Genomic DNA, 22,836 nt, shown 5'->3' with positions numbered 1-22,836 from the left:
ACTTAATGAGTTTGCGGGTGAGAAGCGTCGTACTGCTTAACGGCGGCAAGCGCTTTCTCGATATGTGTGTCCGGGTTTCTGTCAGTGTAACTCAGCAGAATGTCGCCATCGGGCGCAATCACGTAAGAGGTGCGATCGGAAAGGGTTTTGCCTTTCATCTGCATGGTGGTTTGATACTGCGCCGCCACTTTCGCACCGGGATCGGCGGCAACGGTGAATTTATCGCGGCACTCGAGTTTAGAGAAATCGCTGACCTGATCGGTATTGCCCGCGGTCACGCCAATTACCGTGGCACCCATTTTGCTGAAGCTGTCTGTGGCTTCAGCAAAATCGTGCGCTTCAATGGTACAACCCGCGCTAAACGCCGCCGGGAAGAAATAGAGCACCACCGGACCTTTTTGCAGCGCCTTTTCCAGCGAGAAGGTCAACGGCTTACCGGCCAACGCGCCCTGCAGTTCGAAGTTCGGCGCTTTCGCGCCCACCGGCAATGCGGCACCGGCGTTAAAGGCGGAAAGACCCAGCGCTGCTGTCATGGTCAGGGTACAAACGAGGGATTTGATGCGTTTCATTTTTTGCTCCTGCGATGTATGGGAGTTCCGATTTGGATATCTCATTAGTTCAGTTCGCTGGGGCAGGGAGGAAAGTTTCGGTGCTGGGAAGAATAATTTAAAAAGGTGCAGTAATGCATTTGCATTTGCATTGCACAATGCAAATGCATTACTGTGGGTCATCTTGGCGGATAGGCGGCTTTATAAGCGATGTTGCTTTGTGAGCGGCTGAGGAGGAAGAAGTGTTTAAATTTGATCTAGTGGATGTATCACTCCGTGCAGAGTCGAGGCTGACAGAACGGAGTCAAACAACTATTCCAGCGGCAATTCGCGATGCTCTACAGCTTAAACCGGGTGAAATTATCGAATATTCCCTGTTATCGGGCGGCAAAGTCATCATTTCTAAGCAAAATGATGAGCAGGATGATCCTGCTGTACTGCATTTTCTGACTTTTCTCGAACGAGATATGGTGAATAACCCGCAGCATATTCACTCAGTTCCTGTCGAATTTTGGTCAGGTCTGGAAAATTTGGTCGCTGGAATTGATGTTGATTTAGATGCTCCGCTCACGGATGACTAAACTGCGGGAGAAAGGGTGTGGATTACATGGAAATCAACGGATGGAAATTTTATTTCCACGCTTGTTTTACTGCTCAGGTAACGTCTTTAGCGCAGGAAGTGTTGCAGCTTAAAGTTGAAAAACCGCATGAATACCATAAAAAGAAACAGACGAAATTACTGGCAGCAATTTATAAGGTCGTTACAGAAGTTATTGCGCGAGATCCGCTGAATCCCCAGTTTCGACAAGGGGGAACTTTAGGGGATGAAAATCGATATTGGTATCGCGCGAAATTTTTGCAGCAGTTTCGATTGTTTTTCCGCTGTAGCGAACAGAGTAAAACCATCATTCTTGGCTGGGTGAATGATTTTGGCACATTACGCGCTTACGAAAGTAAGAACGATGCATACAAAACATTTAAGAGGATGTTGGATGCCGGACATCCACCGAGTGATTGGGGACAGCTACTGCGTGAATCGACAGGCGAATCGGGTTTTCTTTTCCGGGCACCATTCTCATAATTTATCCCTTTAATGGAATAAATTTGCTTAACTCCAGGTCGCCATGAATGGCGACTCTACAGTGGTTTGACAAAGTTTTCGTAGGGTGCGCATTCATGCGCACCTGCATACATAGGCAATTTATTGTTTAAGTGAGCGGTATTACGCCATGATAAGCAACCCTACGAAGTTGGCTGGATCCCCTGACAAAACAGACTCAACGTGTGCTGGACAATGATTTCACGCGAGTAAGCGGGATCGCTGGCAAAGCGGGTAAAGGGCACCAGCACCAGGCTGAGAATCGAAGTCATCAGCAGTTGTGGCTCCAGATGGGGGTTGAGTAATCCTTGCTGCTGCCAGCCTTCAATCAGTTTTTTCACTTCATCACGTTCACCGTGACCAAAGCGCTTTTTAATGTGCTGACCTAAACCGCCTTCACCTTGCATCACTTCCTGCATCCACAGCGGCGCGAACCAGTTGTGTGTGGTGACGATGTCCGCCACTTCACGGATAAAGGCGCTGAAGGTGGTGACAGGATCGCGCGGGTCATCCATAAAGTGCGCCACCAGGCGCTGGCGTAACGGCAAAAAACGCTCCTCAACCACAATATCCAGCAGCGATTCGCGCGACTGAAAATAGTAATTCAGCATCGCTGGACTCACGCCCGCTTTGCGCGCAATCGCGTTGAGCGAGGTTTCGCCGATGCCTTTTTCGGCATACAGCGCTAAGGTGATGTCGAGCAGATGTTCGCGCTGCTGCACGTTGATCGCGCCGCCGCGCGGACGGCCGGGACGGCGGGGTTTGACTGCGTTAGCCATATCGTCAGCAGGGACTTTTCGTGCGGTCATCTTTACTCGCTCACTTGATTCATGACAGACTGCAGGCAATATTAATTGTGTATTTAATTAATTTCAATTGGTGTCTGTTATGAAACCCCAAACACTCGCGCCGCAGTCGGGCAGCGGGCAGGAGAATCCTCCTTCTGTTCGCTTACTGATGAGCGCTTTATTACTGGTGATGCTGCTGGCGGCGCTGGATCAAACCATCGTCTCCACCGCGTTGCCGACTATCGTCGGCGAACTGGGTGGGCTCGATCGCCTGTCGTGGATCGTCACCGCTTATATGCTGGCTTCGACGATTGTGGTGCCGCTGTACGGCAAATTCGGCGACCTGTTTGGTCGCAAATCGGTGCTGCAGATCTCGGTGATTCTATTCCTGATCGGCTCGGCGCTGTGCGGTCTGGCGCAAAATATGGAGCAGCTGATTTTCACTCGTGCGCTGCAAGGCTTAGGCGGCGGTGGTTTGATGGTGGTGAGCATGGCGGCGGTCGCCGATGTGATTCCCCCGCAAGAGCGCGGTAAATATCAGGGCCTGTTTGGCGGCGTTTTCGGTCTGGCAACGGTGATTGGGCCGCTACTGGGCGGTTTTATCGTACAGCACGCTTCATGGCGCTGGATTTTCTACATCAATTTGCCGCTAGGTTTGTTTGCGCTGGTGATCATCAACGCGGTGTTTAAGACCGACAACAAACGCAAGCCGCATGAGATTGACTATCCTGGCGCGGTGTTTCTCAGCCTGGCGCTGGTGGGTATCACGCTGTTTACCAGCGAAGGCGGCACGTTACGTGAATGGTCCGATCCGCTGCTGTGGTGCATTCTGGCGTTTGGTGTAATTGGTGTGCTCGGTTTTATTTATGAGGAGCGCCGCGCCTGGGAACCGATTATTCCGCTGTCACTGTTCCGCAATCGCAGCTTCTCGCTCGCCAGTTTGATGGCGTTTATCGTTGGCATGTCGCTGTTTGGCAGCGTGACGTTTTTACCGCTCTATCTGCAGGTGGTGAAGGGCTCGACGCCGACCGAAGCCGGTTTACAGCTGCTGCCGCTGATGGGCGGATTGCTGATCACTTCCATCGTCAGCGGACGCATTATTAGCCGTACCGGCAAATATCGCCTGTTCCCGATTGGCGGTACCTTGCTGGCGACTATCGGCATGGCGCTGCTGACCACGCTGACCATTGATGCGCCGCTGTGGCATATCTACCTGTTTGCCTGCGTGTTGGGGATGGGAATGGGCATGGTGATGCAGGTGCTGGTGCTGGCGGTACAGAACACCGTAACGCCCGATCGCATCGGTGTCGCTACCTCGTCGGTCACGTTGTTCCGCTCGGTTGGCGGTTCGATTGGCGTGGCGCTGTTTGGCGCGGTGTTTAGTCAGGTGCTGAAATCGGGTTTGACCACGCTGGTGGAGCAGGGCAAAGCATTGCCGCGTACGCTCGATCCTGATGCGGTGCACCGTTTGCCGCATGATGTCCAGCAAGCCTATTTGCAGGTGTTTGGCGATGCGGTGCATTCAGCCTTTCAAATGGCGGCGGGTGTGATGCTGCTGGCCTTTGTGCTGTCGCTGTTTCTGCCAGAATCACCGCTGCGCAAGAAAGACGCAGCGGCGTAACGCGGTTAAACCGCCGCGCGTTGCTGCAAGGTTTTTACCGCTTGTGCAGCGTCGCGGCCCAGTTCCGCTAAATCCACTCCGGCCATCACATCATCCTGCACCAGCAGTTTTCCGGCACAAATCAGCGCCTTTAAACTGGCGCGTCCGCCGCTGGCCACCGGGCCAATGGCGGGATCGTGCAAGCCAAAATAGCGCGGGTCGTCGAGCCGATAGATGGCGATATCGGCGGCCATGCCAGGTGCAAGGCGGCCGGTGTTTAAGCCCAAAACCTGCGCGCCACCGGATGTGCCCCAGCGCACCACATCTTCAATGCGGGCGGCGTCGCCACCGCCTTCAAAGGTTCCACCGGCATAACGCGGCTGCGCCAGCATGCCTTTGCGTGCGCGCTGGAGCTGCCAGGCGGCGTGGGCTTCGCTTTGCATATCCGCCGCTTCATTTGAGGCCGCGCCATCAACGCCAATTGAGATCTTCACGCCTGCGTGTTCCATTGCCACCAAATCGGCAATGCCGCTGCCGAGGCGCGCGTTACTTTGCGGGCAGTGCGCGATACCGCTGCCCGCCGCGCCCAGCATGGCGATCTCTTCCGGCAGCAGTTTCACCAGATGCGCAAACCACACGTCATTGCCAATCCAGTCGTGTTCGGCGCAAAACTGCAGCGGCGTCATACCGAACTTCGCGCGTGCGGCATCGAGATAATCAACGGTTTCCGACAGATGGCTGTGCAGGCGAATATCGAGCTGACGCGCCAGGCGCGCGCTCTCGCGCAGCTCCTGCGGCGTGGTGGAGTGCAGCGTGGTGGTCGGCGCCATCACGATGCGGCGCATCGCGCTATTCTGCGGTTGGTGATAGCGCGCCACCAGACGATCAACATCGGCCATCATGCTGTCAAAGCTTTCCGGGCGCAGCGCGGTGGGCAAGTCGCTCTCTAAGCCACGGCTTTGCGTCGCACCGCCGCGACACAGCACGAAGCGCACGCCTAGCTTGTCGGCTTCATCGAACAGGATTTCTGCGCCATCAAACGGCATATCAGGCCAATAAAGATAGTGATGGTCAGCGATGGTGGTGCAGCCGGAACGCACCAGCTCGACCAGACCCACCCGCGCGGCGATGCGAAATGTCTGTTCGTCGAAGGCACCACGAAAGCGATACGGCGTCGCCGCCAGCCAGCCGCCCAGACTTAGATTCAGACCTTGGGGTTCGCCTTTCAGCAGCGATTGAAACAGATGATGATGCGTATTAACCCAGCCGGGATAAACCACGCAATCGCGGGCGTCGATCACGGTTTCATCGGCGACAGCCTCAAGTTCGCCCATCTCCACAATCAGGCCATCGCGCAGTCGAATATCGCGCGCGCTGCTACGCGGTTGCTGTTTATCGCCGGTCAGGATCGCGGCGCAGTGTTGAATTAGCAGTTGGCTCATGAGCACCTCACTCCACTTTCGCCGCAACAAACTGCGTGCTAAACGCGCTCTGCCAGTCGGTGGACGCTTTGAGTAAACCGGCGTTGACCATAAAGTCACGCGTTGCCTGCCAGCGTTTATCCGTCATCACGCCTAAACCTTGCTGCGCGGCATCGCCGCCGTCAATCAGGTGCAGGGCTTTCATCTGCGATACGCCAAAGGCCAAAACCGCGTCGGTCATCTGCGGGTTCTCTTTTTTGATCAGCGCATTACCGGCAGCCGGATTGGCAAGGTAGGATTTCCAGCCTTCCATCGATGCCGCCACAAAACGCTTCATGACATCCGGCTCTTTTTGCAGCAAATCGTCGCGCGTCACCAGAATGCCGCCGTATGCCGGATAGCCATAATCGGCAAACAGATAGAATTTGCTGTCCGGCTGCACCTCTTTAATTTGCTGCACTTCGGAGGTGGCGTAGGCTTGCTGCGCAGTGTTTTTGTCGGCGAGAAACGGTTGCATGTTGAAGGTGTAAGGGCGCGCCTGACCATCCTGCAGCTGATATTTGCCTTTCAGCCACGGCCACCAGCTGGCTTGTCCGCTGGCAGAAACCAGCACGGTTTTACCTTTCAGCTGATCCAGCGACTTCACATCGCCATGGGTGACAATGCCTTGCGGGTCAAACTGAAACGGCGCGGCGATGGCTTTCAGTGGGAAGTTGCGCTCAACGCCCTGCAGCACTTGCAGGTCATAGCTGACGATGACATCAGCACGATTCGCCAGCAGCAGCGTCATGTTATTCAGCTGTGGCCCGCCGGAGCGCACCTCAACATCCAGCCCATATTTTTTATAAATGCCGGTGGCGAGCGCCTGGTAATAACCGCCTTGTTCAGCCTGCGCGACCCAGGTGGTTTGCAATACCAGTTTGTCGGCGGCGTGCGACAGTGCAGAGCTGCTCAGCAGAGCAGCGAATAAGGAGAAACGGAAACGCGACATTGTCATATAACCCCCAATAAACGTTGAGTTTGTTGTCGTCATCAGGGGCGTAGCGGCGCATGGCGTGCTCACGATGCGTATGCGCATCGTCCCCTGACGAGGTACAGCTAATGCTGTAGAGCAATGTCCTGCGTGCATCTGTTGTCACGCTGACCGCTTATACTCAGTGGGGATTTAGCAAAGCGCATGCCATTCGTGCAACCCACTGAAAGCAATCGAGTTGATATTGATGGTGCCGGGCTTTTGCTTCATTGACCGCTCATTGATGAGGCAAATCAGCGCGTTTTGCACCGCCATTGTGCAGACCGGATGTGGCAGATTCCCTAACGTATTGATTTTAAGCGGCGCAGCGTGCTGGCACAGCCTTTGCTTGGCTGAAACTGAGTAGAAGCTGTCAACCGTGGTTTCACCCGGTGGGTCATTGCTCGATCGCCTGCGGCATTCAGCAGGCGCGGGGATGACTGCCACGCTGCGGGTAAGTCATCCGTTATCGCTCAATAACGAGGTGCACCAATGGAAAAGACCACTTATGATATGCATGAACTGGCGAAAGAATCGCGTATGGGCGCGCGCGGCGTAGAAGCTGCACGTGATGTGCGTATCATCGATCTCTCCGATTTCGACCAACGTAAAGCGGAAATAGCCGATCAGCTGTGGCAAGCCGCCACCGAGATTGGGTTTTTCCAGGTTTCCGGCCACGGTATTCCGCTCGACGACATCAATGCGGCTTTTGCCAACGCAGAGCGCTTTTTCTCTCTGCCGCAAAGTGACAAAGCGCGTCATCCACTTAGCCGCAATGCCGGCTGGGAATACCGCGCGCAAATCCGTCCATCTACCGGCAAACCTGACCAAAAAGAGTCGTATCAGGTGACGCGTCCGCGCATGGCAGGCTTGTGGCCGGATGAGGCCACCTTGCCGGGTTTTCAGCATGATGTACTGAAGTTCGAGCGTCAGTGCTGGGAAGTCGGCATGCGCTTACTCTCCTGTTTTGCCCTGAAGCTGGGATTCCCCGACGATTTCTTTGCCAAAGCGCATGAGCCTTCGCGCGAAACCTACCAAAGCACGCTGCGGATGCTGCACTACTTCGCCATCAGCGGCGAGCCAGATGGTCCATGGCGCGCCGGGGCGCACACCGATTTCGATTGTCTGACCTTGCTGTTCCAGCGTGATGGGCAGGGCGGTTTGCAGGTGTGTCCGGGCAAAGAGATGGAAGAGCAAATCTGGACGCCGATTCCGCCGCTGGAAGGCTTAATTACCTGTAATATCGGCGATATGTTGATGCGCTGGAGTGATGACAAGTTACCGTCGAACTTCCATCGCGTCAGCAATCCGCTGCCGGGTGAATCGGTGCCGGCACGCTACAGCCTGGCGTTTTTCTGCCAGGCGAATGAAGATGTGATTATTGAAGGACCGGAGAAAAAATACCCGCCTATTTCCGCGAAGGATTATCTGGCGCAGCGTATTAGCGCCAATTTCTCCGGCAAGTATTAAACTTACAGCTGTAAGCCGAAATTGATGTCGTTCTGTGCAGGAGCGCAAATATTCTCCTGCACAGAAAAGCCCAGCGTGGAAAATAGATTTTTAACTCAAATACAAGATGTTACCGTTGCGTAAACTTAGGTAAAATCAACCGACAAATAAAAGATTTCACTGCACGCCTATTTATTTCTGCAACTTTTTTACGGTATAAATCTCAGACCACTGTCTCCCTCAGCGAAATCACCAACACATGATCAATTCTGCCGCCAGCAAAGTTATCGCCTGCCTGTTTGTTTTCACTCTGGCAGGTTGTTCTTCGAAGTCTTCGCATGCGCCTGCTGAGGAAAGCGTTGATACCTCGGCAGACAACGGCAAACAGCCCGATTTAATCCCGGTGATTGCCGCGCTGCACGATCAAATGCATTCGTGGGAAGGGACCAAATATCAGTGGGGCGGCACACAATTAACCGGCGTCGATTGCTCGGGATTTGTCTGGCGCACGCTGAAAGATCGTTTCAATATTCCGATGGATCGCGTCACCACCAAAGAGTTAATTGCCATGGGCAAACCGGTGGATCAGGCGCATTTGCAACCCGGTGATTTAGTGTTCTTCCGCATTAAGCGTGAGCTGCACGTCGGGTTTTATGACACCGATCATCAGTTCCTGCACGCATCGGTGAGTCAGGGCGTGATGCGCTCTTCGCTAAATAATCCGTACTGGAAATCGGTTTATTTAGAGGCGCGCCGCTTGCCGAAAGAACAGAATTCGCAGATTAGTTTCAATTATAAAAACAAGGTTTGATGAGAGGCGCGCATAAATGCGCACCTTTAGCCTTTATTTAAAATTGATACGAAACGCTCATCGAAACACTGCGCGGTGCGCCATAAACGTAGCTGTTCATGTAGCTGTAATATTCGCGATCAAACAGATTATCGACGTTCGCCTGCACCGCCACCTGTTTAGTCACCTGATAGCGCGCAAACAGCGAAGCCAGCGGAATGCTGCCCTGATAAACACGCACGCTATCGCCGCTGGCATTGGTGGCATCTTCAAACACGCGGTTCTGCCAGTTGATGCCGCCGCCAACCGTGAGATCCGGCAACATCGGCAGCTGATAACGGCTAAACAGCTTAAAGGAAGTCTGCGGCTGATAGCTGTTGAAACGTCCCTCTTTATCCCGCGCCACGTAGCGTGTGGCACCGAACGTCAGCTGCAGATTATCCGTTAGCGCGCCATTCAGCTCAAACTCCGCACCTTTACTGACCGCACCTTTGGCGGGCGCATAAGCCTGTTTGTTGCCGCTCAGGTAGACGCCATTAATCGCCTGACCCACGTTGTCCTGCTCAATACGGAATACCGCCACCGTCGCCGTTAATCGACCATCATACCAGGCGGACTTCAGACCGGTTTCATAGCTTTTGCCGGTTACCGGCGACAGGTATTTACCGTTGATGTCACGATCGGTTTGCGGCAGGAAGATCGAGGTATAGCTGCCGTACGCCGACCAGGTATCGTTGATGTCGTACACCAAACCAGCGTACGGCGTGGTGTTATTGTTCGTCATATCACCGCTGCTGCCGTTGGTGCTCCACTGCGTGTAACGCGCACCAATAATCAGCGACAGCGGATCGGCCAGCGAGAAGCGTGCGGCGGTATAAGCCGATTTCTGGCGAATGGTATCGTCGGCATTCTGATACCAACCTTGCCACTGCGGCTTGGCAATGTTGCCGTTCCAGCTGTTATTGAAAATGCCCATATCGTTTGAGGCGATGTTGTAGTTTTCCAGATCGGTAACGCCATCCTGGCTGTAAGTGGCGTTGTGCTGGCGGCTGTAGCTCACGCCCGCCATTAACTGATGCTGACGACCTAACAGCTCAAACGGACCGCTGGCGTAGCCGTCGAACGAATCCATCTGACGTTTACCGCGATCCATGCTGCCGAAGCCGGTGGTGCCTTCGCCGCTGTCCTGATCGGCGCTGCCCATCACATATAGCAGCTTATCGTTGAAGGTGTTCTCGGCGTGCGTGCCGTTGACGTGGATGTTCCAGCCGTTATCGAAGTTATGATCGATGTCGGCGAATATTTTGCGCGAATTGGTGTTGTAGCGCGCCCAGTTGGCGGCGGAGTTGAGGCTGCGATCGTAATGCGTGGTGGCGTTGTTGCTGTAGAACATCGGCAAGCCGCCCCACGTTGGATTGCCGGTGTTAGCATCTTCGTAGTCGTAGCCCAGCGACAGCGTGGTGTGCTCAGTGATGTCGGCATCAATCACGCCGTAGAGGAATTTTTTGGTTTTGTGGTAGCGATCGAGCCAGCTGTCTTCATCGCTGTAACCGGTTACCACGCGGCCGCGCAGGCTGCCATCCTGGTTTAGCGGTGCAGAGAGATCCGCAACATAACGCTGTTTGTTCCAGCTACCGTAGCTGGCGCTGACCGCACCGGTAAAGGTTTTGCTGTCGGCGTGTTTACGTACCATGTTGATCGATGCTGACGGGCTGCCCGCACCGGTCATCAATCCGGTGGCGCCGCGTACGATCTCAATACGATCGTAAATGGCGGTATCAGAAGCGGCATCACCGTAGTTCCAGTTGTCATTAACTGACGTTGGGATGCCGTCGAACGAGAAGTTGGTGACTTTAAAGCCGCGCGAATAGTATTCCGAGCGCTCGCTGTCGATCAGATTGGTCGAGATGCCGGTGGCGTTGGTCAGCACATCGTTTACCGATTGCAGGTTCTGATCCTGCATGCGCTGTTGCGTTACCACGCTCATCGACTGCGGTACATCGCGTGGCGTCAGCAACAGCTTAGTGCCCGCTCGCGTGGTTTTTACCGCGTAATCCTGCTTTTCATTGTTATCGCTGTCGCCGGTTGCGGATGCCTCGACCACCAAATCCTGCGGCGAATCGCTAGCTGCCTGCGCCGGGCTTGGCGTAAGTAGGGCATGAATCGTCACCGCCAGCAGTGAGACGTTAAAGGTTTTCCTGATGCCAGACATAAAATTTCCTGTTGAAACGCGTGTTATAGGAAGCTGTTTTGCTTCGTTTTTTATCGTTTACGTCGTGACTCATTCGCCCAAAAGGGCAGAAGAGAAGGCACGCAAAGCGCCACTGCGCATTTATTGAGAAAGCCAATGATAATCATTTGCTTTAAAGAATCTGTGGAAGGTTGCAACTGTAATTGTAATAATGTGTAAGTAAGTTATGAATCAATGGTTTACGGGTGAAAATAACCTGTTAATTGCTCACGTTTTCCTATTTTTTCAGGCGATATTTGGACGTTTTTAGTAAAGAAAGGTGTGCGGCATGCTGGAATCGATCTACGGCAACGTAAGGAAGATCGTCGAGAAAGTTGCTAAGTTCATGCTAATGCGTATGATTCTCATTCTTCTTGAGTTTTCCGTATGCGTACGCGCGTAACGGAGCCGTTCATCCATTGATGGAGTTGAGCATGAAATCGTTTTTTAGCCCGCGCAAAGCCGCCGTAGCGGCAGCGATCGTCGCTGCATTCAGCCTGACCGCTTGCCAGGCTCCGGCGAAAAAAGCCGAAGCGCCAGCCGCCGCTGCCAAGCCAGTTGATACTTCTTTGACCCAGCGCACGTTGGGCGATGGCCTGTATGAAATGGCGTATTCGCCTGCTGCGAAAGCGTTATACGTTGCCAGCGCGCAGAGCTTTAAAGACGTTAACGGTGGTGTAATTTATCGTCTCGACCCAACCACACTGGAAACCAAAGGCGTTACGCATACCGATTTGAAAAACTTTGGTACGGCGATCGATGAAGCGGGCAACGTGTTCTACACCACCAACTCGCTGGATGGCGCTATCTCTAAAGTGGATGCGCAGAGCGGCAAAGTGCTGGAACGTTTAGTCTTCCCAGGTAAGAAAGATAAAGAAGGTTATCCGGCGGGCGCGCGTGAAGTGCTGTGGCACGGCAACGAACTGTATGTCGGTCGCGTAGCCGATCCGGGTTACATCTCGGTGGTTGATGAGAAAACCTTCAAGCTGAAAGCCACCATCAAGAATGCAGGCAAATGGGTAACCGGCATCATCTATTCCCCGCTAACTGAGCGCATTTACGCGACCAACGGCGCGGGCGAAATTCTGGTGATCAATCCACGCACCCGCAAAATTGAGAAGCGCTGGACCGCCGGCGACGGTAAAGAGTATCTGTTCCTGAACATGGCGGAAGATCCGGCTACCGGCCGCCTGTTCGTAACCGATGACTCAAAAGGCAAAGCCACGCTGGTGTTTGATGAGCGCACTGGGAAAGTGATCAAGCGTATTGAAGGTGATGCGCTAGCGATTAAATTCAACGCTAAGCGTAATGAGATCTACATCAGCCAGCGCGAATCGAAGAAAGTGCTGCAGCTGGATGCCACCACTTACGCGGTGAAAAATAGCTGGTCGTTTGATAACAACCCAAACAGCCTGCTGATTGGCCCGGACAACAACACGCTGTATGTCACGTTGAAAGCGGAGTTCAACAAAGACTCCTCAACCAAAGGCCAGGATCAGATTGCGCGCATCGCGCTGAAATAATCCCCGACCTGTAGCGATAATCCATGCCCTCGTAAGAGGGCATTTTTGTTTCTGATGTCTTTGCCGCAGCAGGCCTAACCGCCGGTTGTGAAGTGTGGTATTCCGTGTGCGGCGGACTGTTTCCGCGCACCGCTAAAGCGCTTATGGATGTGGCAAAAGTTAAAAAGGTCATCACCGAGCTCGAGCTGGCATAGTGATAATGAGTTGATTAACTGTGATCGCACTAATAGTTAATCTGATAATAGTTTCAATGGTTATTATTGTTTCCATCGAAGGCGCACAGCTTTCAAATCAAACAACCAAAGGAATACGACCATGAAAACTATCAAAACTCTGACTATCGCCGCTGCCGCCGCTCTTTCACTGATGTCTGCTGCCAGCTTCGCACAGACCGTTTCAGCAACCTCGCTGACTCTGGATGGTGCTGAAGCGAAAATCGCTGCGCAGGCAAAACAGAATGGTGAGCAGTACAAAATTTTAGAAGCGAGCAACGGCAACGTCGTACATATGACCGCAGAACTTTACAAATAACGGATGGTTGCATACGGATGTGCCAGAACGGGTCGCCTACGGGCGGCCTTTTTTGTCGATATAACGCAGTAACTGTACAGTTACGTAAGTTATCGTGATCGCACTAATGGTTAATATTGAAACGATAACCTAAGTTATTATTATTCTCATCGAAGGCACACAGCCTTCTCGTTAAACCACTAAGGATTATGACCATGAAAACTATCAAAACACTGTCTATCGCCGCTGTTGCTGCTCTTTCAATGATGTCTGCTGCTAGCTTTGCACAGAGTATATCTGTTGAGTCATCTACTCTGGATGGCGCAGAAGCGAAAATCGCAGCGCAGGCGCAAGAGCAGGGCGCTCAGTATAAAATTACTGAAGCCAACACTAACAACCGCGTACACATGACTGCCGAGTTATACAAATAAGTTAATTGCACAAGCAGTTGTGTTAAGGCCGCCTTCGGGCGGCTTTGTTGTATCTGAATGTCCGTAAATGGCCTGCGCATGTCCCGCCGCACGCCCGGGCTGTGTGTATCATCAACGCAGTTCTCCCCTACACGGATATCGCATGAAAATCTACGTCAGCAAAAACTTCTCTCCCGCAAAAGCCTGGGATGCGTTAGACATCGCCAACTTCTTCGGCACCAGCGTGCGTCTGCACTGGACCAATCAACCTTACAAGTGGCACATCAATGATGGCGAGGAAGTGTTTGCGGTGCTGGATGGTGTGGTAGAGATGCATTACCGCGAAGCAGGTGAGGTGAAGAAAGTGCTGCTGAATAGCGGCGACATTTTTTACGCCAGCATCGGCACCGAGCATGTTGCGCACCCGCAAGGCGAAGCGCGCGTATTAGTGATCGAAAAAGAAGATTCGGTTTAACGCCGGATACTGACTCACCTAAACACGCTAACGCATCAAGTGTGTTAGCGTGTTTGAGATTCACAATCGTGTGAAAAGTAACCGCCTGCGCGCATCGGGCGCGGTGTGGTGCGAGGCGAGTTTTATCCACAGGTTAACGGCGACTCTACGCACGGGGATTGTGGATAACCTTAGGCGAGGTGCCTAATGGGCACCTCAAAAATTAATTGATGGCATTCACAAAGCGGCGCGTTATCTGCTGTGGACGCGTAATCGCGCCGCCGACCACCACCGCATGCGCGCCCAGCGCCAGACAATGCGCCGCCATTTCCGGCGTTTCAACATTCCCCTCGGCAATCACCGGCACCTTTACCGCAGCCAACACGTCACGCAGGAAGCGGCAATCATCGGCGGCCAAATAGCAGCCTTGCGTTTCTGCGGTGTAGCCGTGCAGCGTGGTGCCGACACAATCGAAAGCTAATTGCGCCGCCTGACGCGCTTCTTCCACCGTGGCGATGTCCGCCATCAGCAACAGTTGCGGATAGCGTTGGCGAATCGCTGCCACCAACGCCGGCAGCTGCAAATCGCCGGGACGTGTGTGTAACGTGGCATCCAGCGCAATCATCGCCGGATTCGCCACCATCAACTCATCCACTTCCCGCAGCGTCGCGGTGATATACACATCGCTGCCGGGATAGTCGCGCTTAATAATGGCGATAATCGGCAAATCCACGGTTTGCATAATCTGCTGCACGTCGATCAGGCTGTTGGCGCGAATCGCCGCCGCACCGCCTTCCATCGCCGCTAACGCCATGCGCGACATAATAAACGGGCTGTGTAACGGCTCATCTTCCAGAGCCTGACACGAGACCACCAGTTTTCCCTGAATCTGGGCCAGCATCGGTGCTTTCATAGCGCGAGTAACTCCTCTACTTCATTTTTGATAATGGTGACGTGCGGGCCATAAACCACCTGCACGCCTTTGCCACGTTGGATCACGGCGCGTGCGCCGGTAGCTTTCAATGCGTTTTCATCGAGTTTGCTGCTGTCGATCAGCGTGATGCGCAGACGGGTGGCGCAGCAATCCAGTTCGGCGATGTTCTGCTTGCCGCCTAAAGCCGCGATCACCTGCAGTGGACGTTCTCCGGCGACCATCGGCGCAGTTTCAACGCTGGCGTCTTCGCGCCCCGGCGTTTTGAAATTGAAGCGGGTGATCAGCAAGCGGAAAGTAAAGTAATAGAGCAGGAACCACGGCACGCCAACCAGCGGGACATACCACCAATGGGTTTTCGCTTCGCCCTGCAATACGCCGAACAGAATGAAATCAATCAGGCCGCCCGAGAAGGTTTGGCCGATGGTAATGTGCAGGATGTGGGCGATCATAAACGCCAGCCCATCGAACAGCGCGTGGATGACATACAGCACAGGCGCGACAAACAGGAACGAGAACTCAATCGGTTCGGTGATACCGGTAAGGAAAGAAGTCAGCGCCGCCGACAGCAGCAATCCGGCCACGCGTTGACGGTTTTCCGGCTTAGCGGTGTGGTACATCGCCAGACACGCGCCGATCAGGCCAAACATCATGGTGATGAAGCGCCCGGACATAAAGCGCGCGGTGCCAATGTAGAATTGTTGCGTGTGGGGATCGGCAAGCTGGGCGAAGAAGATGCGCTGCGTGCCTTCCACCAGATGTCCGTTGATCACTTCGCTGCCGCCGAGTGCGGTGGTCCAGAACGGCAAATAGAAGATGTGATGCAGGCCGAACGGGCCGAGCATGCGCAGTACGAAGCCGTAAATAAAGGTGCCGAAATAACCGGTGGCATCCACCAATCCGCCCATACCAAAAATCAGCTTCTGGAAATGCGGCCAGACGATGGTCATCGCCGCACCCACCAGAATGGCGACGAAGGAGCTGATAATCGGCACGAAGCGCGAGCCACCAAAGAAGCCAAGGAACTGCGGCAGGGCGATTTTGTTGTAGCGATTATGCAGCATGGCCGTCACCAGCCCGATCACCACGCCACCAAATACGCCGGTTTCCAGCGTCTGAATGCCGAGCGCCATGCCTTGTCCCACCGCGCTAAGGTTGCCCTGCGCCAGCACGCCGGTCAGCGTCAGCAGCGCATTGATGGTGGCGTTCATTACCAGATAAGCCAGCAGCGAGGCCAATCCTGCGGTGCCCTTGTCGCTTTTGGCCAATCCTACCGCTACGCCAACCGCAAATAGCACCGCGAGGTTGGCGAACACCACCGATCCGGCGCTCGCCATGATGGTGAACATGCCTTGCAGCCAGGCGACATCGAGGAATGGATAGGCTTTGACGGTGTTGGGATTGGAAAGTGCGCCGCCAATGCCCAGCAGCAAACCGGCCGCCGGTAGCACGGCGATCGGTAACATGAACGACTTACCAAACCGCTGGGCTTTTTCAAACCAACCCCCTGAAGAGGCACCGCTGAACAGTGATGACATAAATTTTTATCCCTGAAGTGATTTTGTGGTAAAAATTATTATCACAATCTCATTCATAAGATGAAAATTTCCATCATTATTGTGATAGCTTTCACTTATGCCCTAATCTGCTGCACACTGTGCGCCATAATGTCGTGAAGAAGAGGCCGCCATGACGGACAACGAAAACATCTTGCTGCACCTGCGCCAGGGCTTGCCGGGCTACAGTCCGACGCTGCAAAAGCTGGGCGATTTCATCCTCACCGACCCGCAGAAAGTGCTGTATCTCACCATCACTGAATTAGCGCGCGAGACCGACACCAGCGAAGCAAGCGTGACGCGGCTGTGTCGTCATCTCGGCTGCAAAGGCTATACCGAATTCAAAATGGCGCTGGCGCTGGATGTGCAACACAATCAGCCCGCCGCCGTCGCTAGCGGTGACAGCATCGACATGCTGGTGGAAGAAACTGTGCAGGCGCTGCGCGATACCGGGAAATTCATTAACCGCGAAGTGCTTCAGAGCGCGGTGGAAGCGCTGCATCAGGCTAAAACTATCCAGATCTACGGCGTGGCGGCCAGCGCGATTACCGGTGAGTATTTGCACTATCGCCTGTTGCGCTTAGGTAAATCGGCGCAGCTGTTTGGTGATATGCATCGCGCGGCGATGAATGCCTCGACGCTCAGAGAGGGCGATTTGGTGATCGCCATCTCCGCTTCCGGCTCGACCAAAGATGTAATGCATGTGGTCAAGGTGGCGAAGAAGCAAAACGCGCGCGTGCTGATGCTGAGCAACACGCTGCGCAGCCCGATGGGCAGCTTAGCCGATATGCTGCTGGTGGCTGCGCGGCCGGAAGGCCCGTTCAACGCTGGCGCGCTGAGCGGTAAAGTAGGTGCAATGATGTTGGTGGAAGTGTTGATTAACGAGTTGATGACGCATGATGCCCGTTATCAGGCGGCCAGCCAGCAAACGGCAACGGCGACCTTGCCGATGTTGATGTAAAACGGCAAATCCATAGCGGCGCAACTTATTGTGCATTTTTACACGTGTAAAAAGGTCAAAAGAGCGCGATAAATCGCGCCGCTACGGAACAGTGATAATAGGTTAAAGCGGTATTTCAGTTATTCGCTCGCCAATGCCGCCACCGGATCCATGCGCGCGGCTTTGCGCGCGGGCAGGTAACCAAAAATCATGCCGATAATGGTGGAGCAGGCAAAGGCCGCGCCTGCTGATTGCCATGAGAAGATCGCCGTAATCATGCCGCCCGCGAGCAGGCTGATAATCGGTCCAATCACCAGCGCCAGCGCGACGCCGAGCGATCCGCCCACCAGACAGACTAAAACTGCTTCGATCATAAACTGCTGCATGATGTCGCCGCGCCGTGCGCCCACCGCCATGCGCACGCCGATTTCATGGGTACGTTCCGTTACCGACACCAGCATGATATTCATCACGCCGATGCTGCCAATCATCAGCGCAATCGAGGCGACCAGCAGAATCAGCAGCGTTAACGTTGCGGCGGCTTCTTCAATCGCTTTACGGTATTTGTCGCGGTTGAACACCAGGAAATCTTTGCTGCCGTGACGCGCGGTTAGCAGTTGCGTCAGCGATTCCACCGCCGGGCCGCTCACCACATCGTCCTTCAGCTTAATGCTGATGCTGGTTAGCGCGGTTTGCCCGCTGATGCGATACATCACGGTGCTCCACGGCAGCCACACGCTGAGGCGATTGGGCGACATGCCATCGTTATTATCCGCCACGCCAATCACGCGCACCGGCACCGAACCCAGCACGATCATCTTGCCAATTGGGCTTTCCCCGTGTTCGCCAAACAGTTTATTGCGCGTGTTGGTATCGATAATGATCTCCTGACGTGCGTGGCGTTCATCGCTGAAGTTGCTGCCTTCCAGCAATTTAATGCCCTGAATCTGGAAATACGCTTTGCCGACGCCGTACACCGAGGTTTTGGACGCATTAGAGAGATAGCGAATCGGCTGATTGGCGATCATCTCCGGGCTGACCGCCGCGACAAACTGCTGACGCCCAATCACGTCGGCATCGGCCATCACCAGCGTCAGCACCGGATGCGCTTCATCCTCGACAAAATCACCGCCGGCATAGATCGACACCACATTGGTGCCGAGCCCGGAAATACTCTCCAGCGTTTTTTGCCGCGCGCCCTGGCCGAGCGCCACCACCGTGACCACCGCCGCGATGCCAAAAATAATCCCGGTCATGGTCAGCGCGGTGCGCAGCCGATGCGCGTTCATGGCATTCAGCGCCATGCGCAATGATTCGCGAAAGCGATCGAGCAAGCCGCGCAGCTTGCTCTGGCTTTTAGGCGCGGCGGGGACATATTGCGCGCGGGTTGCATCCTGTTTGCGGCCGCTGTCGGCAAAAATCTCGCCGTCCTGAATCTCAATAATGCGATCGGCGTGCTGCGCCACTTTCATGTCGTGCGTGACGATGATCACCGTGTGACCTTCGCGATTGAGATCGTGTAGGATGCGCAGCACCTCTTCGCCGGAATGCGAATCCAGCGCGCCGGTCGGTTCATCGGCAAGAATAATTTCGGCACCGTTAATCAGCGCGCGCGCGATACTGACGCGCTGCTGCTGGCCGCCGGATAGCTCGCCCGGTTTGTGATGTTCGCGGCCCTGTAAACCTAAACGTGCCAACAGATCCGCCGCGCGCTGCAGCCGTGCTTTGCCCTGCAGATTGGCGTAGATCGATGGAATCTCGACGTTGCTCAAGGCGCTGAGATCCGGCATCAGATGATAACGCTGGAAGATAAAGCCGATATGCTCGCGGCGGACTTTCGCCAGCGCATCCGGCGACAGCGTGGCGGTGTTTTGGCCACTAATGAAATAGTCGCCGCTATCTGGCGCATCCAGGCAGCCAAGAATATTCAGCAGCGTCGATTTACCCGAACCGGACGGCCCGATAATCGCCACCAGCTCGCCGCTAGCAATGCTCAGGTTAATGTCTTTCAGCACATGCAGAGATTGCGAACCGTTAACATAGCTGCGCTGGATGTTTTTCAGTTCGATGATATTCACATCAACACCTCGTCAGCGCCCGCCGTCTGCGTAGCAAGGATCACTTTCTCGCCGACTTTTAAACCGCTCAGCACCTGAATATCAACGCTGTCAGTGATGCCAGTGGTGATGATGCGTTTCACCGGCTGGTTATCCTGATCGGGGATTTCCACGTAGGTTTTGCCATCCGCGTCTTTCTTCGTCGCCTGCACCGGCACCAGCAAAGCGTCTTTGGCGGAATCACGCAGCAGGTTGACCTGCGCCGTCATGGAGATGCGCAGCGCGTTGTCGGGGTTTGGCACATCCAGCAGCGCGTTGTAATAGACTGCGGCGTTGGTGCTGCTGGCTGGCGTGCTTTCGCTGTTGCCCATCAGCGCGTCATCTTTCATCACCGATTCCGGCGCCAGTTCCAGGCTGCGCAGCGTGGCGTTGTAGCGCTTGTCTGGATTGGAGAAGGTGGTGAACCACGCTTGCTGGCCTGGCTGCACGTTGTTGATGTCAGCTTCGGAGATCTGCACTTTAATCGTCATGGTGCCGAGCTGCGCCAGCTTGGCGATGGTCGGCGCGGTTTGTACCGCGTTCACCGTTTGACCTTGCTTAGTGACGATGGCGATGACCGTGCCGTCCATTGGCGCCATGATGCGGGTATAACCGAGATCGAGCTGCTTCTTATCCACCTCAATCTGCGCCTGAATCACGCGCGCTTTTTGCGCGGTTAGCTCGGCGCGTGCACTGCGCCACTCTTGTTCGGCGGTATCAAAATCCTGACGCGAGATCGCATTGGTTTTAATCATTTGCTGCAAACGCTGATATTGCGCTTGCTGTCGCACCAGCGCGGCTTCGCGGGTTTCCAAATCGGCCTGCGCCACGCTCAGCGCCGCCTGCGCGTTACGCAAATCGCTGCGCTGCGGTTGATCATCAATTTCGGCGATTAGCTGGCCTTTGCTGACGCTATCGCCAGATTTGATATAGAGCTTTTTCACCTGACCAGAAACCTGCGCACCGACGTTGACGCGTTCAACCGCATCCATTTTGCCGGTGGCAGCAATCACGTTTTCGATATTTCCCTGACGCACTTCGGCGGTGACCACCGCGTTAGGTTTATGGCGTGAACCGGCGAAATGCCAGATCAACAGCAGGAGAATGACTGCAGCGAACGTGGCGAATAGCCACTTTTTTGAGATATTGAGCATAAGCGTCCCTTATATGAAGCGAGAATCATAATCACTAAAGGGAACAAACTGGAGAAAATTCGCCGGATTTATCTGGGTAATGCGCGCTGGTTGAAAAATGATTAAAGTTTTCCGAATAGAAAGGGAGGCTAGGTTGTTTACAGCGTATCTAAGTCACTGATTGGGCGTAGGGTCGCCATTTATGGCGTAATGTTTGTCAGTTAAGCCATGAAACCCCTCATCACCGAGAGCACACATTGCAGCGGCGCAATTTATTGCGCGATAAATCGCGCCGCTACGGAAGGTGCGGTGATTTGATACGACGCTTAACTGAGCGGCATTACGTCATTTATGGCGACCGGTTCACTACCGATTTACAGATCGAGCTGGGTTTTCAGCTTCGCGATCTCCTCACGCCACTGCGCTTGCAACGCGGGTTTCTGATGCTTCGGCTTACGCGCCAGATCCTCATCCAGTTTGCTTTCCACCTCTAATAACGCCAGCAGCAAAGCATCTTCATCCAACGCGTTTTCCGTCGCCGCAGGTGCAACAACCTCAGACATGGATATCACCTGTTCAGCACGCAGGCGCTCGGTCACCGCGTCAAAATCGTGCCACTGGCTGAGTTGCTGGTCCTCTATCAGCCAGAAACGATTGCAGCTGTTGGCGATTAACTGACGATCGTGCGACACCAGCAACACCGCGCCCTCGAACTGATTCAGCGCCTCCGCCAGCTCCTCTTTCCCTACCATATCCAGATGGTTAGTGGGTTCATCGAGCAGCAGCAGTGAATAGCGCGCCAGCGTCAGCCCCACAAAGAGTAAACGCGAGCGCTCGCCGCCGCTCAGTGATCCAATCAGCTGCTGGTGACGCAGATACGGAAAACCCGCACCGATCAACGCCATCTTGCGCTGCTCATCGCTGAGCGGCGCAAAATGCGCCAGCGCATCACTGAGCGTTTCCGCATCGTGCAACTGATGCAGACTTTGATCGTAATAACCGAGGCGCGTGCGGGGATGAAAAAGCGCGCTATCTGCTTGTTGAAATTCACGCCACAAATGGCGCAGCAGCGACGATTTACCGCAACCGTTGCGGCCAACGATCGCTACGCGATCGCCACTTTTCACCTGCAGCGTTGGTAGTGAAAACAGTGCAGGCGCGTCATCGGCCGGCCGAATCGACATCTGCGGCAATGCCAGCACGCGATCGGCATCCAGCGCTTCACCTTGCAGCTGCAGCCGCCATAGCGATCCTTCGCTCAGCGTGGTTTGTGCTTCTTTCAACCAATTGGCGCGTTTCTCCATCTGCTGCGCTTTGCGCGACAAACCTTCGTTATCGTAAGTGCGGCCCCAGATCGCCAGACGTTTGGCGCTTTTCTCTACGCGTTCGATCTCTTTCTGCTCGGCCTGATAACGCTGCGTGTCAGCGTCATCCTGCTCGATCAGCGCCTGACGCGCCACGCTGCAGGGCAGACGGAAGAATAGCAGACCGCGATCGCGCAGAATCCAGCTGCAGTTAGTCACCCGATCGAGCAGGGTGCTGTCATGGGAAACCAGCACGAAGCTGCCGCTCCAGCCGTTGAGGAAATTCTCCAGCCACAATAGCGTCGGCAAATCGAGGTGGTTGCTGGGTTCATCGAGCAGCAGCAGATCCGGTTGCAGGATCAGCGCACGCGCCAGCAGCAGGCGCATATGCTGACCGCCACTTAGCGTTGCGGCAGTTTGCGTTTGTTGCTCAGCGGTGAAACCCAGGCTGCCCAGCAGCGCTTCGGCGCGCCAGCGATCGGCTTGTTCCGGTAAGCGCGCCATCACGCCATCCAGCAGCGACGCGTTGTGCAGTTCTGCTGGCAGATGCTGCTCGATGCGCGCCAGTAAACAGTGATTAGCCGGCGTGACGCTGCCGTGGCTGGCTTCCAGTTCACCACTGAGAATTTTCAATAAGGTGCTTTTACCGGTGCCGTTATCACCCAGCAAACCGATGCGATCGCCCTTTTTCAGGCTGAAATGGATATCGTGAAATAGCGTGCCGAAGGCGTTATCGAAACCGACAGCGTGGGCGGACAGTAAAGTGCTCATGTGCTTACTCATAAGTTGCAGGCGCAAAAAGGCCCGACGTCAGAAATCGCTGACGACAACCCGGTAAGCCGGAGGAAGGGATTAGATTTTCAGTTAACTTCGCTCAGGACGGATTATCGCAGCACGAGTGCGGAAATGCCTGAACGCGGCCAATTACTGTAGAAGTGTGAGTAAATAAACAATTCACACAGTGGCATAGTAATCCTCCTTAGTTATCAGTGGGTGAATAAGTGAGCTGATGATAGTGGCGGAAAGGTCTGTTTTCCAGTTA

Annotated in this window: 21 protein-coding genes and 1 pseudogene; 11 read left to right on the top strand and 11 right to left on the bottom strand. The window is 54.4% G+C overall.

Translation table 11 applies throughout. From position 1 onward, the window contains the following. Positions 1-2: 2 nt before the first annotated feature. Complete coding sequence (locus MWH02_RS09875) at positions 3-569, bottom strand: peroxiredoxin (protein WP_110866778.1); 567 nt, start codon at positions 567-569, stop codon at positions 3-5. A 221-nt stretch (positions 570-790) separates the two neighbouring features. Here MWH02_RS09875 and MWH02_RS09870 point away from each other — a divergent pair, with 221 nt between their 5' ends. After that, on the top strand, positions 791-1,129 hold the full coding sequence (locus MWH02_RS09870) for a type II toxin-antitoxin system PrlF family antitoxin (RefSeq protein ID WP_101761693.1): 339 nt from the start codon (positions 791-793) through the stop codon (positions 1,127-1,129). Positions 1,130-1,146: 17 nt separating this feature from the next. Beyond that, positions 1,147-1,629 carry a type II toxin-antitoxin system YhaV family toxin gene (locus MWH02_RS09865; protein WP_206098199.1) on the top strand — a complete coding sequence of 161 codons (483 nt, stop codon included), beginning with the start codon at positions 1,147-1,149 and terminating at the stop codon, positions 1,627-1,629. Between the two features lie 161 nt (positions 1,630-1,790). Here the strand turns inward: MWH02_RS09865 and MWH02_RS09860 are convergent, their stop codons facing one another. Then, the gene (locus MWH02_RS09860) at positions 1,791-2,456 is read right to left on the bottom strand and encodes a TetR/AcrR family transcriptional regulator (RefSeq protein ID WP_217548407.1); all 666 of its coding nucleotides are present in this window, start codon (positions 2,454-2,456) and stop codon (positions 1,791-1,793) included. Between the two features lie 79 nt (positions 2,457-2,535). On the opposite strand from MWH02_RS09860, the gene MWH02_RS09855 reads away from it, so the two are divergent. Continuing rightward, a complete protein-coding gene (locus MWH02_RS09855) occupies positions 2,536-4,056 on the top strand; it encodes an MDR family MFS transporter (RefSeq protein ID WP_271460497.1) in 1,521 nt (506 codons plus the stop codon). Positions 4,057-4,061: 5 nt separating this feature from the next. Here MWH02_RS09855 and MWH02_RS09850 read toward each other — a convergent pair whose 3' ends face one another. The 3 genes from MWH02_RS09850 to MWH02_RS09840 all read right to left on the bottom strand — a co-directional run bounded on the left by MWH02_RS09850 (position 4,062) and on the right by MWH02_RS09840 (position 6,915). Continuing rightward, the gene (locus MWH02_RS09850; RefSeq protein ID WP_101761690.1) at positions 4,062-5,477 is read right to left on the bottom strand and encodes an amidohydrolase family protein; all 1,416 of its coding nucleotides are present in this window, start codon (positions 5,475-5,477) and stop codon (positions 4,062-4,064) included. A gap of 7 nt (positions 5,478-5,484) precedes the next feature. Next, a complete protein-coding gene (locus MWH02_RS09845) occupies positions 5,485-6,453 on the bottom strand; it encodes an ABC transporter substrate-binding protein (protein ID WP_271460496.1) in 969 nt (322 codons plus the stop codon). Positions 6,454-6,621: 168 nt separating this feature from the next. Further along, on the bottom strand, positions 6,622-6,915 hold the full coding sequence (locus MWH02_RS09840) for a hypothetical protein (RefSeq protein ID WP_271460495.1): 294 nt from the start codon (positions 6,913-6,915) through the stop codon (positions 6,622-6,624). Positions 6,916-6,960: 45 nt separating this feature from the next. On the opposite strand from MWH02_RS09840, the gene MWH02_RS09835 reads away from it, so the two are divergent. Both MWH02_RS09835 and MWH02_RS09830 read left to right on the top strand, forming a co-directional pair. Then, positions 6,961-7,938 carry an isopenicillin N synthase family dioxygenase gene (locus MWH02_RS09835; RefSeq protein ID WP_271460494.1) on the top strand — a complete coding sequence of 326 codons (978 nt, stop codon included), beginning with the start codon at positions 6,961-6,963 and terminating at the stop codon, positions 7,936-7,938. A gap of 238 nt (positions 7,939-8,176) precedes the next feature. Then, positions 8,177-8,728 (top strand): C40 family peptidase, encoded by a 552-nt coding sequence (locus MWH02_RS09830; protein WP_101761687.1) that lies wholly within the window; start codon positions 8,177-8,179, stop codon positions 8,726-8,728. Positions 8,729-8,765: 37 nt separating this feature from the next. Here MWH02_RS09830 and fhuE read toward each other — a convergent pair whose 3' ends face one another. After that, positions 8,766-10,919 carry a ferric-rhodotorulic acid/ferric-coprogen receptor FhuE gene (gene fhuE, locus MWH02_RS09825; RefSeq protein ID WP_271460493.1) on the bottom strand — a complete coding sequence of 718 codons (2,154 nt, stop codon included), beginning with the start codon at positions 10,917-10,919 and terminating at the stop codon, positions 8,766-8,768. A 452-nt stretch (positions 10,920-11,371) separates the two neighbouring features. Between fhuE and MWH02_RS09820 the strand changes: the two genes are divergently transcribed. From MWH02_RS09820 to MWH02_RS09800, 5 genes and pseudogenes are all read left to right on the top strand, one after another. Beyond that, positions 11,372-12,460 carry a YncE family protein gene (locus MWH02_RS09820; RefSeq protein ID WP_271460492.1) on the top strand — a complete coding sequence of 363 codons (1,089 nt, stop codon included), beginning with the start codon at positions 11,372-11,374 and terminating at the stop codon, positions 12,458-12,460. Between the two features lie 53 nt (positions 12,461-12,513). Further along, positions 12,514-12,621 (top strand): annotated as a pseudogene (locus tag MWH02_RS09815) (dihydrodipicolinate synthase family protein); the annotation flags it as partial. A gap of 154 nt (positions 12,622-12,775) precedes the next feature. Further along, positions 12,776-12,991, top strand: a complete 216-nt coding sequence (locus MWH02_RS09810) for a YdgH/BhsA/McbA-like domain containing protein (RefSeq protein ID WP_007890154.1) — start codon at positions 12,776-12,778, stop codon at positions 12,989-12,991. Positions 12,992-13,185: 194 nt separating this feature from the next. Then, positions 13,186-13,401, top strand: coding sequence for a YdgH/BhsA/McbA-like domain containing protein (locus tag MWH02_RS09805; protein ID WP_110866788.1), 216 nt, complete (start codon positions 13,186-13,188; stop codon positions 13,399-13,401). A gap of 142 nt (positions 13,402-13,543) precedes the next feature. Next, positions 13,544-13,855, top strand: coding sequence for a cupin domain-containing protein (locus MWH02_RS09800; protein WP_192413150.1), 312 nt, complete (start codon positions 13,544-13,546; stop codon positions 13,853-13,855). A 202-nt stretch (positions 13,856-14,057) separates the two neighbouring features. On the opposite strand, the gene MWH02_RS09795 is transcribed toward MWH02_RS09800, so the two are convergent. Together MWH02_RS09795 and MWH02_RS09790 are read right to left on the bottom strand one after the other, a co-directional pair. Next, on the bottom strand, positions 14,058-14,747 hold the full coding sequence (locus MWH02_RS09795) for an N-acetylmannosamine-6-phosphate 2-epimerase (RefSeq protein WP_101761682.1): 690 nt from the start codon (positions 14,745-14,747) through the stop codon (positions 14,058-14,060). Then, the gene (locus MWH02_RS09790; protein ID WP_101761681.1) at positions 14,744-16,303 is read right to left on the bottom strand and encodes a PTS transporter subunit EIIC; all 1,560 of its coding nucleotides are present in this window, start codon (positions 16,301-16,303) and stop codon (positions 14,744-14,746) included. Before MWH02_RS09790 ends, MWH02_RS09795 begins: the two co-directional genes overlap by 4 nt. A 151-nt stretch (positions 16,304-16,454) precedes the next feature. On the opposite strand from MWH02_RS09790, the gene MWH02_RS09785 reads away from it, so the two are divergent. Further along, positions 16,455-17,282, top strand: coding sequence for a MurR/RpiR family transcriptional regulator (locus MWH02_RS09785; RefSeq protein ID WP_271460491.1), 828 nt, complete (start codon positions 16,455-16,457; stop codon positions 17,280-17,282). 119 nt (positions 17,283-17,401) lie between these two features. Here the strand turns inward: MWH02_RS09785 and MWH02_RS09780 are convergent, their stop codons facing one another. The 3 genes from MWH02_RS09780 to MWH02_RS09770 form a co-directional block, all read right to left on the bottom strand. Then, complete coding sequence (locus MWH02_RS09780; protein ID WP_101761679.1) at positions 17,402-19,339, bottom strand: MacB family efflux pump subunit; 1,938 nt, start codon at positions 19,337-19,339, stop codon at positions 17,402-17,404. Then, positions 19,336-20,511 carry an efflux RND transporter periplasmic adaptor subunit gene (locus MWH02_RS09775; RefSeq protein ID WP_271460490.1) on the bottom strand — a complete coding sequence of 392 codons (1,176 nt, stop codon included), beginning with the start codon at positions 20,509-20,511 and terminating at the stop codon, positions 19,336-19,338. The genes MWH02_RS09780 and MWH02_RS09775 overlap by 4 nt, the downstream gene beginning before the upstream one ends. A 353-nt stretch (positions 20,512-20,864) precedes the next feature. Beyond that, on the bottom strand, positions 20,865-22,565 hold the full coding sequence (locus MWH02_RS09770) for an ABC-F family ATP-binding cassette domain-containing protein (RefSeq protein WP_271460489.1): 1,701 nt from the start codon (positions 22,563-22,565) through the stop codon (positions 20,865-20,867). Positions 22,566-22,836 lie beyond the last annotated feature (271 nt).

Origin of the sequence: Pantoea leporis (assembly GCF_028048155.1) — a bacterium.
GTDB classification, from domain to species: Bacteria; Pseudomonadota; Gammaproteobacteria; order Enterobacterales; family Enterobacteriaceae; genus Pantoea; species Pantoea leporis.
The sequence above is the reverse complement of the archived record's forward strand: the minus strand, read 5'-3'. Positions and strand labels throughout refer to the sequence as shown.

What these genes read in the sequence shown, in the direction of transcription:
- MWH02_RS09860 (WP_217548407.1), bottom strand. Translation starts at nt 2,456, where the DNA reads ATGACCGCACGAAAAGTCCCTGCTGACGATATGGCTAACGCAGTCAAA.
- MWH02_RS09785 (WP_271460491.1), top strand. Translation starts at nt 16,455, where the DNA reads ATGACGGACAACGAAAACATCTTGCTGCACCTGCGCCAGGGCTTGCCG.
- MWH02_RS09810 (WP_007890154.1), top strand. Translation starts at nt 12,776, where the DNA reads ATGAAAACTATCAAAACTCTGACTATCGCCGCTGCCGCCGCTCTTTCA.
- MWH02_RS09845 (WP_271460496.1), bottom strand. Translation starts at nt 6,453, where the DNA reads ATGACAATGTCGCGTTTCCGTTTCTCCTTATTCGCTGCTCTGCTGAGC.
- MWH02_RS09800 (WP_192413150.1), top strand. Translation starts at nt 13,544, where the DNA reads ATGAAAATCTACGTCAGCAAAAACTTCTCTCCCGCAAAAGCCTGGGAT.
- MWH02_RS09835 (WP_271460494.1), top strand. Translation starts at nt 6,961, where the DNA reads ATGGAAAAGACCACTTATGATATGCATGAACTGGCGAAAGAATCGCGT.
- MWH02_RS09875 (WP_110866778.1), bottom strand. Translation starts at nt 569, where the DNA reads ATGAAACGCATCAAATCCCTCGTTTGTACCCTGACCATGACAGCAGCG.
- MWH02_RS09795 (WP_101761682.1), bottom strand. Translation starts at nt 14,747, where the DNA reads ATGAAAGCACCGATGCTGGCCCAGATTCAGGGAAAACTGGTGGTCTCG.
- fhuE (WP_271460493.1), bottom strand. Translation starts at nt 10,919, where the DNA reads ATGTCTGGCATCAGGAAAACCTTTAACGTCTCACTGCTGGCGGTGACG.
- MWH02_RS09830 (WP_101761687.1), top strand. Translation starts at nt 8,177, where the DNA reads ATGATCAATTCTGCCGCCAGCAAAGTTATCGCCTGCCTGTTTGTTTTC.
- MWH02_RS09820 (WP_271460492.1), top strand. Translation starts at nt 11,372, where the DNA reads ATGAAATCGTTTTTTAGCCCGCGCAAAGCCGCCGTAGCGGCAGCGATC.
- MWH02_RS09775 (WP_271460490.1), bottom strand. Translation starts at nt 20,511, where the DNA reads ATGCTCAATATCTCAAAAAAGTGGCTATTCGCCACGTTCGCTGCAGTC.
- MWH02_RS09850 (WP_101761690.1), bottom strand. Translation starts at nt 5,477, where the DNA reads ATGAGCCAACTGCTAATTCAACACTGCGCCGCGATCCTGACCGGCGAT.
- MWH02_RS09805 (WP_110866788.1), top strand. Translation starts at nt 13,186, where the DNA reads ATGAAAACTATCAAAACACTGTCTATCGCCGCTGTTGCTGCTCTTTCA.
- MWH02_RS09770 (WP_271460489.1), bottom strand. Translation starts at nt 22,565, where the DNA reads ATGAGCACTTTACTGTCCGCCCACGCTGTCGGTTTCGATAACGCCTTC.
- MWH02_RS09855 (WP_271460497.1), top strand. Translation starts at nt 2,536, where the DNA reads ATGAAACCCCAAACACTCGCGCCGCAGTCGGGCAGCGGGCAGGAGAAT.
- MWH02_RS09790 (WP_101761681.1), bottom strand. Translation starts at nt 16,303, where the DNA reads ATGTCATCACTGTTCAGCGGTGCCTCTTCAGGGGGTTGGTTTGAAAAA.